The organism is Rhizobium sp. J15, assembly GCF_002531825.1.
GTDB lineage: Bacteria > Pseudomonadota > Alphaproteobacteria > Rhizobiales > Rhizobiaceae > Rhizobium.
The window spans coordinates 1-13,854 of the sequence record NZ_NWSX01000079.1 but is presented as its reverse complement, the minus strand read 5'-3'; the positions used below and the strand labels follow the sequence as shown (position 1 = coordinate 13,854).

Sequence of the window (13,854 nt, the reverse complement as noted above, 5' to 3'; positions counted from 1 at the left end):
CCCGAAGTTGGGTGTCCAACTTTCGGGGGTCAGTTCATCTCTGACCGGGTTTTCTTTTGCCTTGTTCAGCCTTCAGCGCTTCGAAACCGGGATGTAGTCGCGCTTCGGTTCGCCGACATAGAGCTGGCGCGGACGGCCGATGCGCTGCTCCGGATCCTCGATCATCTCGTTCCACTGGGCGATCCAGCCGACGGTGCGGGCGAGCGCGAAGAGCACGGTGAACATGGTCGTGGGGAAGCCCAGCGCCTTCAGCGTGATGCCGGAGTAGAAGTCGATATTCGGATAGAGCTTCTTCTCGATGAAATATTCGTCGGTGAGCGCGATGCGCTCCAGCTCCATCGCCACTTCGAGCAGCGGATCGTCCTTGATGCCGAGTTCGCCGAGCACTTCATGCGTCGTCTTCTGCATGATCTTGGCGCGCGGATCGTAGTTCTTGTAGACGCGGTGACCGAAGCCCATCAGGCGGAACGGATCGTTCTTGTCCTTGGCGCGGGCGATATACTCAGGAATGTGATCGACCGTACCGATCTCCGTCAGCATGTTGAGCGCTGCTTCGTTGGCGCCGCCGTGGGCGGGGCCCCAGAGGCAGGCGATGCCGGCGGCGATGCAGGCGAACGGGTTGGCACCCGACGAACCGGCGAGGCGGACGGTCGAGGTCGAAGCGTTCTGCTCGTGATCGGCATGCAGGATGAAGATGCGGTCCATGGCGCGGGAAAGCACCGGATTGACCACATATTCCTCGCAAGGAACAGCAAAGCACATGCGCAGGAAGTTCGACGCATAGTCGAGGTCGTTCTTCGGGTAAACGAAGGGCTGGCCGATATGATATTTGTAGGCCATGGCGGCAAGCGTCGGCATCTTGGCGATCATGCGTAGGCTGGCGACCATGCGCTGGTGCGGATCGGTGATGTCGGTCGAGTCGTGATAGAAGGCCGACAGCGCGCCGACGCAGCCGCACATGACGGCCATCGGATGCGCATCGCGGCGGAAGCCGGTGAAGAAGCGGCTCATCTGCTCATGCACCATCGTGTGGTGCGTGACACGATAGTCGAAATCCTTCTTCTGCGCGGCCGTCGGCAGTTCGCCGTAGAGAAGCAGATAGCAGACCTCGAGGAAGTCGCCGTGTTCCGCGAGCTGCTCGATCGGATAGCCGCGATGCAGCAGAACGCCCTCATCGCCATCGATGTAGGTGATTTTCGATTCACAGGATGCGGTTGAGGTGAAACCCGGATCGTACGTGAAGGAGGCGGTGTTCTTGTAGAGAGCACCGATATCGATGACGCTAGGGCCGATCGTGCCGCTTTTGACAGCGAGGTCGACTGATTTGTCACCGATTTTTATTGTAGCGCTTTGATCCGTCATACTGATCCTCCGAAATGTCGGTGGCGCCACAAAAGCGCCATAGGGGTTAAGCGTCCTCACCGATAGCTATATGATCGCGAAGCTAATGCCAAGTTACCGTGACGCCATTTTGTGCATTGCGGCATCACCTTTTAGGCACTGCAGCGATGAGCTGCGCGCATAGCGGAAGCCGATGATTCGACTGGTCTTTTGGTGCCCGCGATTTTCCCTCATATTTCAATCGATTATCCTTGCGGGATTTGATCGGACGCTGCATTCTGGCTGCCTTGGCGAGTGATTTTTGGCGGCGCATGCAGGGGTTGAGGACAGTCGAATTGCGGCCGGAAGCAGGCGCCGGATCTGCCGATTCCGCAGATCTTGCGGCGCCCGTGGTGACGCGGCCGGCAAGGACGCAATCGGCGGCGCCGCTGCGTCACCGGCTGCCGGCCGCAGCCGCGCGAGCGCTGCGCGCCGGTCTTCGCATGCTGGGCGAGGAGGCGGATCATGGCCGGCTGCTGTTGTTCTCGCCGGTTTTCCTCGGTGCAGGAGCCGCTTTCTGGTTTCTCGCGGCATCGGACTTTCCAGTCGTTGCATTGCTGCTCTGCCTGTTGGCGCTGACGGTCGCGATCCTCGTGATCGGCAGCAGCAGGGTGGTTTTGCGGGCAATGCTGCTGGCGCTTGCTTTCGTGGTCTGCGGCATGCTGTCGGCGCAGCTGGAGACCTGGCGAGCCTCGACGGTGATCCTCGATTCCGCCGTGACGACGACGGTGACCGGCCGCGTCGAGCGGCGCGAGGGCGACGACCGCGGGCGATGGCGCTACATTCTCGCCGTCACCGCCACCGAAGCGCCGACGCTGAAGCGGCCACCGGAGCGTGTAACCGCAATCGCCCGCAGCACCGGCGCACCCTTCGAGATCGGCGACATCATTACCGGCAGGGCGCGGCTGACGCCGCCGTCAGGTCCGGCGCTTCCCGAACTCAACGATTTCTCCTTCGGCGCCTATTTTGACGGCATCGGCGCGAACGGTTTCTTCTACGGCGCGCCTGAGAAGATCGACTTGCAGGCAGGCCCGCAGGCCGCGGCATCGGTGCCCGAGGCGCTGCTCGAATGGCTCTACCGGCTGCGCAGCGGCATCGGCGATCGCATAAGATCGGTGCTGCCCGGCGACACCGGCGCTTTTGCAGCCGCCCTCGTGACCGACGAGCGGCGCGCCATCTCGAACGAAACGACGGAGGCGCTGCGCCAGTCCGGCCTTGCTCATATCATCGCCATATCGGGTCTCAATATGGCCTTGTCCGCCGGCATCTTCTTCGTCGGCTTTCGAATGCTGCTCAGCCTCTTTCCTGTCGTCGCCCAGGCCTATCCGACGAAGAAGATCGCCGCCGCCGGCGCGCTCCTTGCCGTCACCGCCTACTTCCTGATCTCCGGCTTCGCCGTCTCGGCCGAGCGCGCCTTCATCATGATGGCCGTGATGCTGATCGCTGTCTTCTTCGACCGGCCGTCGATCAGCCTGCGCAATGTCGCACTATCCGCGCTTGTCATTATCGCCATTTCGCCCTCCGAGGTACTTGGCCCGAGCTTCCAGATGTCCTTTGCCGCGACATTGGCATTGGTTTCCGGCTATCAGATGTGGAAGGACCGGCGCGTCCGGGAAAACGCGTTTCTCAACCTGCCTTTCATCAGGCCCATCGTTCCGGTCGCGGGCTTCTTCATCGGTGTCTTCCTGACCTCGCTGATCGGCGGCTTTTCGACCGCGCTGTTTTCGATCGAGCACTTTCATCGCCTGACGGCTTACGGTCTTCCGGCAAATCTCGCGACGATGCCGATCATCTCCTTCATCGTCATGCCGGCCGGGCTGCTGGCAATGCTGCTGATGCCTTTCGGTCTGGATGCCGTGCCCTGGAAGGTGGTCGGGTTCGGCCTCGATCTGGTGATTGCGGTCGCAAAGACGGTTTCCAGCTGGGGTGGCGACATCGGGGTTGGCCGGTTGCCCGGCTGGTACTTTGCAGTGGCTGTCGCCGGCTTCCTGCTCGTGACGCTGCTGCGCACCCGGTTGCGCCATATCGGTGCTGCCGTCATTGCGGGCTCGACGCTTGTCTTGCTGCTTCTGCCGGCTCCTCGCGCCCCGGATCTGGTGATTTCGGAGGATGGCGCTCTCGTCGCGGTCGTTGGACCGAGCGCCATGGCTTCCAATCGCGAAAAGCCTTCGGATTTCATCTTCGATCAATGGCGGCGAGCGTTGGTCCTGCCCACGCATCGTCCTCCGAAGATGCTGGACGGTCCGGCGATTCCCGAAGGAGAAGATCGGCGTCTCAAGCTTTCCGCAGATCAGCAGGAGGAAGCGAGGACCGCGATGCAGGCCGCCGCAACAGGCGGCGAGACAAACCGCTTTTCCTGCGTCAAAAAGGCCTGGTGCATATCGCGGCTTGCCAGTGGAAAGGTCGTGACCGTCATCGACAATGCCGCCTATCTCGGTCCGGCCTGCGATGTGGGCAATATCGTCGTGACGTCGGTGCGGCTGCGCTTCGACCGCTGCCGCTCAGGCGCAACGCTTTTCACCGGTGAGACGCTTCGCAGGAGCGGCTCCGTCGAATTGCGCTTTGCCGATGACGGCCCACAGACCGTCACCGCATTCGGGCCGCTGTCGAGGCCTTGGATGCGCCATCGCGCCTATGACTGGCGCAGCGGCAATTTTGCCGAATCCGGCGTAATCGATGTCAGTGATAGCGGCGGATGAGACCGACGAGCTTGCCCTGAACCTTGACGCGATCAGGCCCGAAGATACGGGTCTCGTAAGCCGGATTGGCGGCTTCCAAAGCGATGGATGCGCCCTTGCGGCGGAAGCGCTTGAGCGTCGCTTCCTCGTCGTCGACGAGCGCGACGACGATATCGCCGGGATTGGCGGTGCTGCCGTTGCGAATGATCACGGTGTCGCCGTCGAAGATGCCGGCATCGATCATCGAATCGCCTTTGACCTCGAGCGCATAATGCTCGCCATTGCCGAGCATATCGGCCGGAACGACGATGTCGTGGGTGTTGTTCTGGATCGCCGAGATCGGAACGCCGGCGGCGATGCGGCCCATGACGGGCACCGAGACCGAGTTGCCGTTATCGGCGACGGGCTTTGCTGGGGCGGGCGCGGCCACAGGCTGAGGCTTGCCGAGGCTGCCTTCGATGACGCTCGGAGAAAAGCCGCGCCGGGGCTGGATGCTGGGGCTATAGGCTTCCGGAAGCTTGATGACCTCAAGGGCGCGAGCGCGATTCGGTAGGCGGCGAATGAAGCCGCGCTCCTCGAGCGCCGTGATCAGCCGGTGAATGCCGGACTTGGAAGCCAGATCCAGGGCATCCTTCATTTCGTCAAAAGACGGCGGAACGCCGGATTCCTTCATGCGCTCGTGAATGAAAAGGAGAAGCTCCTGTTGTTTGCGCGTGAGCATCGACGTCAGACCCCGTGATTGAAACAAATCCAGAACAGACACTATATGTTCCATATGTGTTCCGCAAGTGGCTAAATTTCCGTAAAACTTGGCGCCAACTCGTTGAGATTTTTATTTTCATTCGCCGGATCGCCGGGCAGGCCTTGAATTGAGATGAGCGCTGGCGCACATCTCTAGCTGTTTCGGGAGGGGATCTCATGAACAGGCATTCCGCCAGCCCGCATCCGCTGGATCATCTGGTGCTGCCCGTCGTCAATATCGATCTGGCGCGCGAGAGGCTCGGCAAGCTCGGCTTCACCGTCGCCGCCGATGCGCGCCATCCCTTCGGGACGGAGAATGCCTGCGTCTTCTTTGCCGACAAAACCTATCTGGAGCCGCTCGGAGTAGCGAGCGTCGAGGAGAGCGAGGCATCGGCGCGGAAGGGCAATGTGTTTACCGCCCGCAATCAGGCCTTCCGCTTCCGCTGCGGCGATGAGGGGCTTTCGGCGGTGGCTTTCGGCACTGCGGATGCTGGCCGCGATCATCATAACTTCGTTGGCAAGGCATCGAGCGCCGGTGAAATGCTGCAGTTCAGCCGGCCGATGACGATGCCGGATGGGTCTGAAAGCATCGCCGGCTTCAAGCTCGCCTTTGCCGCTGATCTGCGCGCGCCTGACCTCTTCCTTTTCAGTGTCGAGCGCATCAGTCCGCTGCCAGCAGATCGCGGCGCGCTGGAAACGCATGCAAACGGCGTCACGGGCATTGCCGAGGTGGCGCTTTGCGCGCCGGAAGCTGCGGCATTCGGAACTTTCGTCGGCCTTGCCGCGGGACAATCGGCAATCGAGAAAACCGGCTTCGGCGTCAAGATCGCGGCGTCGAATGCAAAGATCAACCTGATGACGCCGGAAGGGCTGGAAGCCTATTTTGAAATCGCCGTTTCGCACGCCGAACGCGGCCTGCGCGGCCGGGCCATCCTCTTCAATGTCGCCGATCTTGCCGTGACAGAAGCGCATTTGGCTGCTAACGGGGTGACCTACACGCGCAAGAACAATCGCATTCTGGTGAAGCCCGCGCCCGGGCAGGGCACGCTCTTCGCCTTCGAGGAACCACGATGAGCTCCAATACGAATTCCGAAGTCAAGATCGGCGAAGGCAACGGCCAGGTCACCTTTTCCAATACCGGCCGCCTGTCGCTGATCGCCGGCCCCTGCCAGATGGAAAGCCGCGATCACGCCTTCATGATGGCCGGCACGCTGAAGGAGCTTTGCGGCAAGCTTGGCATCGGCCTGGTTTACAAGAGTTCCTTTGACAAGGCGAACCGCACGTCGCTTTCGGCCGAACGCGGCATCGGGCTGGAAAAGGGCATGGAGGTCTTTGCCGATCTCAAGAAGGAATTCGGTTTTCCCGTTCTGACCGACGTTCACACCGCCGAACAGTGCGCGGAAGTGGCAAAGACCGTCGATGTCCTGCAGATCCCGGCTTTCCTCTGCCGCCAGACCGACCTTCTGATTGCCGCCGCCAGGACCGGCCGCGTCGTCAACGTCAAGAAGGGCCAGTTTCTCGCCCCCTGGGATATGAAGAACGTCCTGAAGAAGCTCAACGCCAGCGGCAATCCGAACGTGCTGCTGTGCGAGCGCGGCGCTTCCTTCGGCTACAACACGCTGGTCTCCGACATGCGCTCGCTGCCGATCATGGCGGCGATGGGCGCGCCGGTCGTTTTCGATGCCACCCACTCGGTGGCGCAGCCGGGCGGGCAGGGCGATTCCTCCGGCGGTCAGCGGGAGTTCGTCGAAACGCTGGCGCGCGCGGCAGTCGCCACCGGCATTGCCGGCGTCTTCCTCGAAACCCACCAGGACCCGGACAATGCGCCCTCCGACGGCCCCAACATGGTCTATCTCAAGGACATGCCGCGGCTCCTCGAAAAGCTGCTGGCCTTCGACGCGATCGCCAAGGCTTGATGTTCAACAGGCTGACATGATCGTGTTATAGGCCACACCCGAGCACTGGTCCGGAGGCGTAAAACTGCAGCATTGTAATTTGCACGCCTTCGATTATGACAGGCTTCGAACGATTGATCACCCACCGAGCAGGAAGAACCCATGACTGCAATCACCGATATTATCGCCCGCGAGATTCTCGATAGCCGTGGCAACCCCACCGTCGAAGTCGATGTCTATCTCGAAGACGGCAGCATGGGCCGCGCGGCCGTTCCCTCGGGCGCCTCGACGGGAGCGCATGAGGCGGTCGAACTGCGTGACGGCGGTAAGCGCTATCTCGGCAAGGGCGTTGAAAAGGCTGTCGAGGCTGCGAACACCGAGATCTTCGACGCGATCGGCGGCATCGACGCCGAAAACCAGATCCAGATCGACAACATCATGATCGAGCTCGACGGCACGCCGAACAAGTCGCGCCTCGGCGCCAACGCCATCCTCGGCGTGTCGCTCGCCGTCGCCAAGGCTGCAGCCCAGGCTTCCGGCCTGCCGCTCTACCGTTATGTCGGTGGTGCTTCCGCCAGCCTGCTGCCGGTGCCGATGATGAACATCATCAACGGCGGCGCGCATGCCGACAATCCGATCGACTTCCAGGAATTCATGATCATGCCGGTCGGTGCGGATTCCATCCGCGAAGCCGTCCGCATGGGCTCGGAAGTCTTCCATACGCTGCGCAAGGAACTTGCCGTACAGGGCCACAACACCAATGTCGGCGATGAAGGCGGTTTCGCGCCGGGCCTGAAGAGCGCGCCCGAGGCGCTCGACTTCATCATGAAGTCGATCGAGAAAGCCGGCTACAAGCCCGGCGACGACATGTATATCGGCCTCGATTGCGCCTCGACGGAATTCTTCAAGGACGGCAAGTATGTTCTCGAAGGCGAAGGCCGCACGCTCGAGCCGGGCGCCATGGCCGAATATCTGGCCGAACTCGCCGGCAAGTACCCGATTATCTCGATCGAGGACGGCATGGCCGAAGACGACTGGGACGGCTGGAAGGCGCTGACCGACCTGATCGGCAAGAAGACCCAGCTGGTCGGCGACGACCTCTTCGTCACCAACTCCGCCCGTCTTCGCGACGGCATCCGCATGGGCGTCGCCAATTCGATCCTCGTCAAGGTCAACCAGATCGGCTCGCTGACGGAAACGCTGGACGCCGTCAACACGGCGCACAAGGCTGCCTACACCGCCGTCATGTCGCACCGCTCCGGCGAAACGGAAGATTCGACGATTGCCGATCTCGCGGTCGCCACCAACTGCGGCCAGATCAAGACCGGCTCGCTGTCGCGCTCCGACCGCCTTGCCAAGTACAACCAGCTGATCCGCATCGAAGAAGGCCTCGGCCCGCAGGCCCAGTATGCCGGCCGCTCGATCATCCGCGGCTGATCGGATCTGATTTTCAATCGCTTGATCCCCGCGCCTTGTGAGAGGCGCGGGGTTTTTTATTGCCCGTTTTTTAGAGTCAACGAACGGTTAATCTCTGCGCGTTAGATTGAACGAATTGGTAATGCGTTCAAGAGCATGCGTGTATGTGGACAAAGCATCATAAGAAGAGAAGAATCGGTCGCTTCGTCATTCCGGCCATGACGGTCGCCTTCCTCTCCTACTTCGGTTATCATTGCATCCATGGCGATTACGGCCTGCGCGCGACGGAGACGTTCGAGCGCCAGCGGATCGAGCGCGAAAAAGAGCTTGCGGTCTTGAAGGCGAAGCGCGAACATCTGGAAAGTCAGGTCGCGCTCCTGAGTGACGGCTCGCTCGACAAGGATATGCTGGACGAAAAGGCGCGTTACCAGCTCAATATGTCGCGCGCGGACGAGATCGTCATATTCAACCACTATTCCAATTAACCTGAATTCGGTTAATTGAGATTTCTGTAATATTATCAACGATTTAGCTCAGAATATGAGCCATGCAATTATGGCATTGCTGTGGTCATATTTCTTCCCTATGGTACGCGCCATCGAGAACCGATAAACCCATAGGGAGGGTTGAATGGCGCCGCGAAAGACCGCGACCGTTTCCAGCCGCAAAACTGCAGCAAAATCCACAGTCAAAGCATCGAATGGCGGCCCGGTAGCCGACTTCGATCGTGATGAAGAGCTCAAGGCCTATCGCGAGATGCTGCTGATCCGCCGCTTCGAGGAGAAGGCCGGCCAGCTTTACGGCATGGGCTTCATCGGCGGCTTTTGCCATCTTTACATCGGTCAGGAAGCTGTCGTCGTCGGCATGCAGATGGCGCAGAAGGAAGGCGATCAGGTCATCACCGCCTATCGCGACCACGGCCACATGCTGGCGACCGGCATGGAAGCGCGCGGCGTCATGGCCGAGCTGACCGGCCGTCGCAGCGGCTATTCCCGCGGCAAGGGCGGCTCGATGCACATGTTCTCGAAAGAGAAGCATTTCTACGGCGGCCACGGCATCGTCGGCGCCCAGGTTTCGCTCGGAACGGGCCTTGCCTTCGCAAACCGCTACCGCAACAACGGCAATGTCGCCGTCGCCTATTTCGGTGATGGTGCCGCCAACCAGGGCCAGGTTTACGAGAGCTTCAACATGGCGGCTCTCTGGAAGCTGCCGATCGTCTATATCGTCGAGAACAACCGTTACGCCATGGGCACCTCGACGGCGCGCGCCACGGCGCAGTCGAACTATTCGCTTCGCGGCTCCGGCTTCGGCATCCCCGGCATCCAGGTCGACGGCATGGACGTGCGCGCCGTCAAGGCCGCCGCCGATGAGGCGCTCGAACACTGCCGTTCCGGCAAGGGTCCGATCATTCTCGAAATGCTGACCTATCGCTACCGCGGCCACTCCATGTCGGACCCGGCGAAGTACCGCACCAAGGAAGAAGTGCAGAAGATGCGCTCCGAGCAGGACCCGATCGAGCAGGTGAAGGCACGCCTCATCGAGAAGGGCTGGGCTTCCGAGGACGATCTGAAGGCGATCGACAAGGATGTCCGCGACATCGTCGCCGACAGCGCCGACTTCGCCCAGGCCGATCCGGAGCCGGATGCATCCGAGCTCTACACCGACATTCTGCTCTAATCGGGGAGGGAACCCATGCCTATCGATATCCTCATGCCCGCCCTCTCTCCGACGATGGAAGAAGGCACGCTGTCCAAATGGCTGAAGAAGGAAGGTGACAAGGTCACTTCCGGCGATGTGATCGCCGAAATCGAAACCGACAAGGCGACGATGGAAGTCGAAGCCGTCGACGAAGGCGTCATCGGCAAGCTGCTGGTCGATGCCGGCACCGAAGGCGTCAAGGTCAACACCAAGATCGCCGTGCTGCTGCGGGATGGCGAATCCGCCGCCGATATATCGGCAGCCAAGCCCGCTGCCGCAGCGGCCCCCGCGGTCGCCCAGGAAGAGAAGCCGACGAATAGCGGCTCCGCCGCCGCGCCGCTTCCGGCCGAGCCGAAGGCCGTCGTTCCGAACGACCCGGAAATCCCGGCCGGCACCGAGATGGTGTCTATGACCGTGCGCGAAGCGCTCCGCGACGCCATGGCCGAAGAAATGCGCGCCAGCGACGATGTCTTCGTCATGGGCGAGGAAGTCGCCGAATATCAGGGCGCCTACAAGGTTACGCAGGGTCTGCTGCAGGAATTCGGCCCCCGCCGCGTCATAGATACGCCGATCACCGAACACGGCTTTGCCGGCGTCGGCGTCGGTGCCGCCATGGCCGGCCTTCGCCCGATCGTCGAATTCATGACCTTCAACTTCGCCATGCAGGCGATCGACCACATCATCAACTCCGCCGCCAAGACGCTTTATATGTCCGGCGGCCAGATGGGCGCGCCGATCGTCTTCCGCGGCCCGAACGGCGCTGCCGCCCGCGTCGGCGCCCAGCACAGCCAGGACTATGCGGCCTGGTACAGCGCGATCCCCGGCCTGAAGGTCGTCATGCCCTACACGGCATCCGACGCAAAAGGCCTGCTGAAGGCGGCGATTCGTGATCCGAACCCGGTCATCTTCCTCGAAAACGAAATTCTCTACGGCCAGCACTTCGACGTGCCGAAGCTCGACAATTTCGTGCTGCCGATCGGCAAGGCCCGCATTCATCGTCCGGGCAAGGACGTGACGGTCGTTTCCTTTGGCATCGGCATGACCTATGCGACGAAGGCCGCCGCCGAACTCGAAAAGATCGGCATCGATGTCGAACTGATCGACCTTCGCACCATCCGCCCGATGGATCTGCCGACGGTCATCGAATCCGTGAAGAAGACCGGCCGCCTCGTCACCGTCGAGGAAGGCTATCCGCAGTCGTCCGTCGGCACCGAAATCGCCACCCGCGTCATGCAGCAGGCCTTCGACTATCTCGATGCGCCGATCCTGACGATTGCGGGCAAGGACGTGCCGATGCCTTACGCTGCCAATCTCGAAAAGCTGGCGCTTCCGAACGTCGGCGAAGTCGTCGATGCGGTGAAGGCCGTTTGCTACAAATAAGGGGAGGGTATTTCGATGCCGATCAATATCACGATGCCCGCCCTCTCTCCGACCATGGAAGAAGGCAATCTGGCCAAGTGGCTGGTCAAGGAAGGCGACAAGGTCAAGTCTGGCGATGTGATCGCCGAGATCGAGACCGACAAGGCGACGATGGAAGTCGAAGCCGTCGATGAAGGCACGGTCGCCAAGCTGGTCGTTGCCGCCGGAACCGAAGGTGTTAAAGTCAACGCGCTGATCGCCGTTCTCGCTGCCGATGGCGAGGATGTCGCCGCCGCCGCAAGCGGCGCGGGCTCAGCCGCTCCGGCAAAGGCTGACGCTGCCCCGGCTGCGAAGGCCGAGGCTGCACCGACCCCGTCCGCTCCGGCTGCTGCACCGGCGCCTGCCGCCGCACCCGCGGCCGTTTCATCAGGCGGTAACCGCACCTTCTCTTCGCCGCTTGCCCGCAGGCTCGCCAAGGAAGCCGGCATCGATCTGTCGGCTGTCGCAGGCTCGGGCCCGCATGGCCGCGTCGTCAAGAGCGATGTCGAAGCCGCCGTTGCCGGCGGTGGCGCCAAGGCTGCGCCCGCCGCTGCGGCTCCGCAGGCTGCCGCTGCTCCGGCACCTGCCGCAGCGCCGAAGGGCGCCTCGGACGACGCCGTGCTCAAGCTGTTCGAGCCGGGCTCCTACGAGCTCGTGCCGCATGACGGCATGCGCAAGACGATCGCCCGGCGCCTGGTCGAATCCAAGCAGACGATCCCGCATTTCTACGTCAGCGTCGATTGCGAGCTCGACGCTCTGATGGCGCTGCGCGCCCAGCTGAACGATGCGGCGCCGCGCAAGGATAACGCTCCGGCCTACAAGCTTTCGGTCAACGACATGGTGATCAAGGCCATGGCGCTGGCACTGCGCGACGTTCCCGACGCCAACGTCTCCTGGACCGACAGCAACATGGTCAAGCACAAGCACGCCGATGTCGGCGTCGCCGTCTCGATCCCCGGCGGCCTGATCACGCCGATCATCCGCAAGGCCGAGCAGAAGACGCTGTCTGTCATCTCCAACGAGATGCGCGATCTCGGCAAGCGGGCCAAGGACCGCAAGCTGAAGCCCGAGGAATATCAGGGCGGCACGAGCTCGGTCTCCAACATGGGCATGATGGGCGTGAAGAACTTCGCCGCCGTCGTCAATCCGCCGCATGCAACGATCCTCGCGGTCGGCGCCGGCGAGCAGCGGGTCGTCGTCAAGAACGGCGAAATGGCGATCGCCACGGTGATGTCCGTCACCCTCTCGACTGACCATCGCTGCGTCGACGGCGCGCTCGGCGCCGAGCTGCTCCAGGCCTTCAAGGGCTACATCGAAAACCCGATGGGCATGCTCGTCTGATAGCTAGGCGGAGGCGGAAATGACCAAGACCGTTCTTTGCTATGGCGACTCGTTGACCTGGGGGTATGACGCCGACACGATCGGCCGCCATGACTACCAGAACCGCTGGCCGAGCGTGCTTCAGGCGGCGCTCGGAAGCGAGGCGCGCGTTATCGCCGAAGGGCTGAATGGCCGGACGACCGCCTTCGACGACCATCTGGCCGATTGCGACCGCAACGGCGCGCGTGTCCTGCCGACGATCCTGCAGACGCATGCGCCGCTCGACCTCGTCATCCTTCTGCTCGGCACCAACGACATGAAGCCGGTCGTGGCAGGTTCGGCCTTTGCCGCCTGCCAGGGCATCGGCCGGCTCGTGCGGCTGATCCGCAATCATGCCTGGCCTTTCGAGTTCGATGGGCCGGAAATCCTGATCGTAGCGCCGCCGGCGATCTGCGCGACGGGCAATGTGCCCTTCGCCGCATCCTTTCCCGGCGGCATCGAGGAATCGGCAAAGCTCGCAACGCTTTACCGCGATCTCGCCGACGAACTCGGCTGCGGCTTCTTCGATGGCAATTCCGTCGCCAAGACCACGCCGATCGATGGCATCCACCTCGATGCGGAGAATACACGTGCGCTCGGGCGCGGGCTGGAATCGATCGTCCGGATGATGCTGGGGATCTGAGCATGGCTTCCTTCGTCGCGCTGCGGCAGGCGTCACGGCGGGATGCTTCGGAGCTGGCGATCCTGGCGGATATCGCGTCGCACGGTTTTGCCTCCTGGCTCTGGTTCGCCGATGTGGCGAATGGCCTGAGCGATACGCCGCTGGAGCGGGGGCGGCTGAAGATGAGCGAGGAGGAGGCTGTCGGCGGCTGGCGGGATGCCGTGATCGCCGAGGCCTATGGCGAGGTCGCCGGCGTGGCGATCGGCCATGCGCTGGGGGAAGGCATACGCAATATCGAGGCGACGATTGCGGCGACCGCGCCGATGCTCGCCTTGCAAAAGACGGTGGTCGGAAGCTGGTTCATCGGCAGTCTCGGCGTCTATCGCCATCTGCGCGGCATCGGCATCGGGAAGAGGTTGCTGGAAGATCAGATCGAAAGGGCCGATCGCAGGCCCGTCAGCCTGATCACCGCAAGCGATAACGAAGCGGCTCTGTCGCTTTATGGAAGAAACGGATTCTTGGAGGCTGCGCGTGCGGATGCCGTGCCGCTCTTCGAAAACAGCAAGAGGCACGCGTGGGTGCTCATGACCCGCAGCGCAGCATAACAAAGGCAGGAAACACATGGCTGAATCCTACGACGTCATCATTATCGGCTCCGGCCCCGGCG

General features: G+C 62.1%; 12 protein-coding genes. 10 read left to right on the top strand and 2 right to left on the bottom strand.

What is annotated here, in order from left to right:
- Positions 1 to 72 precede the first annotated feature (72 nt).
- A complete protein-coding gene (gene gltA / locus CO670_RS31755) occupies positions 73 to 1,362 on the bottom strand; it encodes a citrate synthase (protein WP_038688692.1) in 1,290 nt (429 codons plus the stop codon).
- A gap of 290 nt (positions 1,363 to 1,652) precedes the next feature.
- Here gltA and CO670_RS31750 point away from each other — a divergent pair, with 290 nt between their 5' ends.
- Positions 1,653 to 4,079: a ComEC/Rec2 family competence protein gene (locus tag CO670_RS31750; protein ID WP_097593983.1), complete on the top strand. Its 2,427-nt coding sequence runs from the start codon at positions 1,653 to 1,655 to the stop codon at positions 4,077 to 4,079.
- On the opposite strand, the gene lexA is transcribed toward CO670_RS31750, so the two are convergent.
- A complete protein-coding gene (gene lexA, locus CO670_RS31745) occupies positions 4,060 to 4,779 on the bottom strand; it encodes a transcriptional repressor LexA (protein WP_088674192.1) in 720 nt (239 codons plus the stop codon). The two genes, CO670_RS31750 and lexA, sit on opposite strands and share 20 nt — an antisense overlap.
- Before the next feature lie 197 nt (positions 4,780 to 4,976).
- Here lexA and CO670_RS31740 point away from each other — a divergent pair, with 197 nt between their 5' ends.
- From CO670_RS31740 to CO670_RS31700, 9 genes are all read left to right on the top strand, one after another.
- A complete protein-coding gene (locus CO670_RS31740; RefSeq protein WP_097593981.1) occupies positions 4,977 to 5,873 on the top strand; it encodes a VOC family protein in 897 nt (298 codons plus the stop codon).
- Positions 5,870 to 6,715, top strand: coding sequence for a 3-deoxy-8-phosphooctulonate synthase (gene kdsA, locus CO670_RS31735; RefSeq protein ID WP_097593980.1), 846 nt, complete (start codon positions 5,870 to 5,872; stop codon positions 6,713 to 6,715). Before CO670_RS31740 ends, kdsA begins: the two co-directional genes overlap by 4 nt.
- Before the next feature lie 141 nt (positions 6,716 to 6,856).
- Positions 6,857 to 8,131 (top strand): phosphopyruvate hydratase, encoded by a 1,275-nt coding sequence (eno, locus tag CO670_RS31730; RefSeq protein WP_097593979.1) that lies wholly within the window; start codon positions 6,857 to 6,859, stop codon positions 8,129 to 8,131.
- Positions 8,132 to 8,274: 143 nt separating this feature from the next.
- Positions 8,275 to 8,595: a septum formation initiator family protein gene (locus CO670_RS31725; protein WP_088674129.1), complete on the top strand. Its 321-nt coding sequence runs from the start codon at positions 8,275 to 8,277 to the stop codon at positions 8,593 to 8,595.
- 145 nt (positions 8,596 to 8,740) lie between these two features.
- The gene (gene pdhA, locus CO670_RS31720; RefSeq protein WP_097593978.1) at positions 8,741 to 9,787 is read left to right on the top strand and encodes a pyruvate dehydrogenase (acetyl-transferring) E1 component subunit alpha; all 1,047 of its coding nucleotides are present in this window, start codon (positions 8,741 to 8,743) and stop codon (positions 9,785 to 9,787) included.
- 15 nt (positions 9,788 to 9,802) lie between these two features.
- On the top strand, positions 9,803 to 11,188 hold the full coding sequence (locus CO670_RS31715; RefSeq protein WP_097593976.1) for a pyruvate dehydrogenase complex E1 component subunit beta: 1,386 nt from the start codon (positions 9,803 to 9,805) through the stop codon (positions 11,186 to 11,188).
- A 15-nt stretch (positions 11,189 to 11,203) separates the two neighbouring features.
- Positions 11,204 to 12,547, top strand: coding sequence for a pyruvate dehydrogenase complex dihydrolipoamide acetyltransferase (locus CO670_RS31710; RefSeq protein WP_097593975.1), 1,344 nt, complete (start codon positions 11,204 to 11,206; stop codon positions 12,545 to 12,547).
- Positions 12,548 to 12,566: 19 nt separating this feature from the next.
- The gene (locus tag CO670_RS31705; protein WP_097593974.1) at positions 12,567 to 13,208 is read left to right on the top strand and encodes an SGNH/GDSL hydrolase family protein; all 642 of its coding nucleotides are present in this window, start codon (positions 12,567 to 12,569) and stop codon (positions 13,206 to 13,208) included.
- A 2-nt stretch (positions 13,209 to 13,210) separates the two neighbouring features.
- Positions 13,211 to 13,792 carry a GNAT family N-acetyltransferase gene (locus CO670_RS31700; RefSeq protein ID WP_097593972.1) on the top strand — a complete coding sequence of 194 codons (582 nt, stop codon included), beginning with the start codon at positions 13,211 to 13,213 and terminating at the stop codon, positions 13,790 to 13,792.
- Positions 13,793 to 13,854: the final 62 nt, after the last annotated feature.

What these genes read in the sequence shown, in the direction of transcription:
- gltA (WP_038688692.1), bottom strand. Translation starts at nt 1,362, where the DNA reads ATGACGGATCAAAGCGCTACAATAAAAATCGGTGACAAATCAGTCGAC.
- CO670_RS31750 (WP_097593983.1), top strand. Translation starts at nt 1,653, where the DNA reads ATGCAGGGGTTGAGGACAGTCGAATTGCGGCCGGAAGCAGGCGCCGGA.
- lexA (WP_088674192.1), bottom strand. Translation starts at nt 4,779, where the DNA reads ATGCTCACGCGCAAACAACAGGAGCTTCTCCTTTTCATTCACGAGCGC.
- CO670_RS31740 (WP_097593981.1), top strand. Translation starts at nt 4,977, where the DNA reads ATGAACAGGCATTCCGCCAGCCCGCATCCGCTGGATCATCTGGTGCTG.
- kdsA (WP_097593980.1), top strand. Translation starts at nt 5,870, where the DNA reads ATGAGCTCCAATACGAATTCCGAAGTCAAGATCGGCGAAGGCAACGGC.
- eno (WP_097593979.1), top strand. Translation starts at nt 6,857, where the DNA reads ATGACTGCAATCACCGATATTATCGCCCGCGAGATTCTCGATAGCCGT.
- CO670_RS31725 (WP_088674129.1), top strand. Translation starts at nt 8,275, where the DNA reads ATGTGGACAAAGCATCATAAGAAGAGAAGAATCGGTCGCTTCGTCATT.
- pdhA (WP_097593978.1), top strand. Translation starts at nt 8,741, where the DNA reads ATGGCGCCGCGAAAGACCGCGACCGTTTCCAGCCGCAAAACTGCAGCA.
- CO670_RS31715 (WP_097593976.1), top strand. Translation starts at nt 9,803, where the DNA reads ATGCCTATCGATATCCTCATGCCCGCCCTCTCTCCGACGATGGAAGAA.
- CO670_RS31710 (WP_097593975.1), top strand. Translation starts at nt 11,204, where the DNA reads ATGCCGATCAATATCACGATGCCCGCCCTCTCTCCGACCATGGAAGAA.
- CO670_RS31705 (WP_097593974.1), top strand. Translation starts at nt 12,567, where the DNA reads ATGACCAAGACCGTTCTTTGCTATGGCGACTCGTTGACCTGGGGGTAT.
- CO670_RS31700 (WP_097593972.1), top strand. Translation starts at nt 13,211, where the DNA reads ATGGCTTCCTTCGTCGCGCTGCGGCAGGCGTCACGGCGGGATGCTTCG.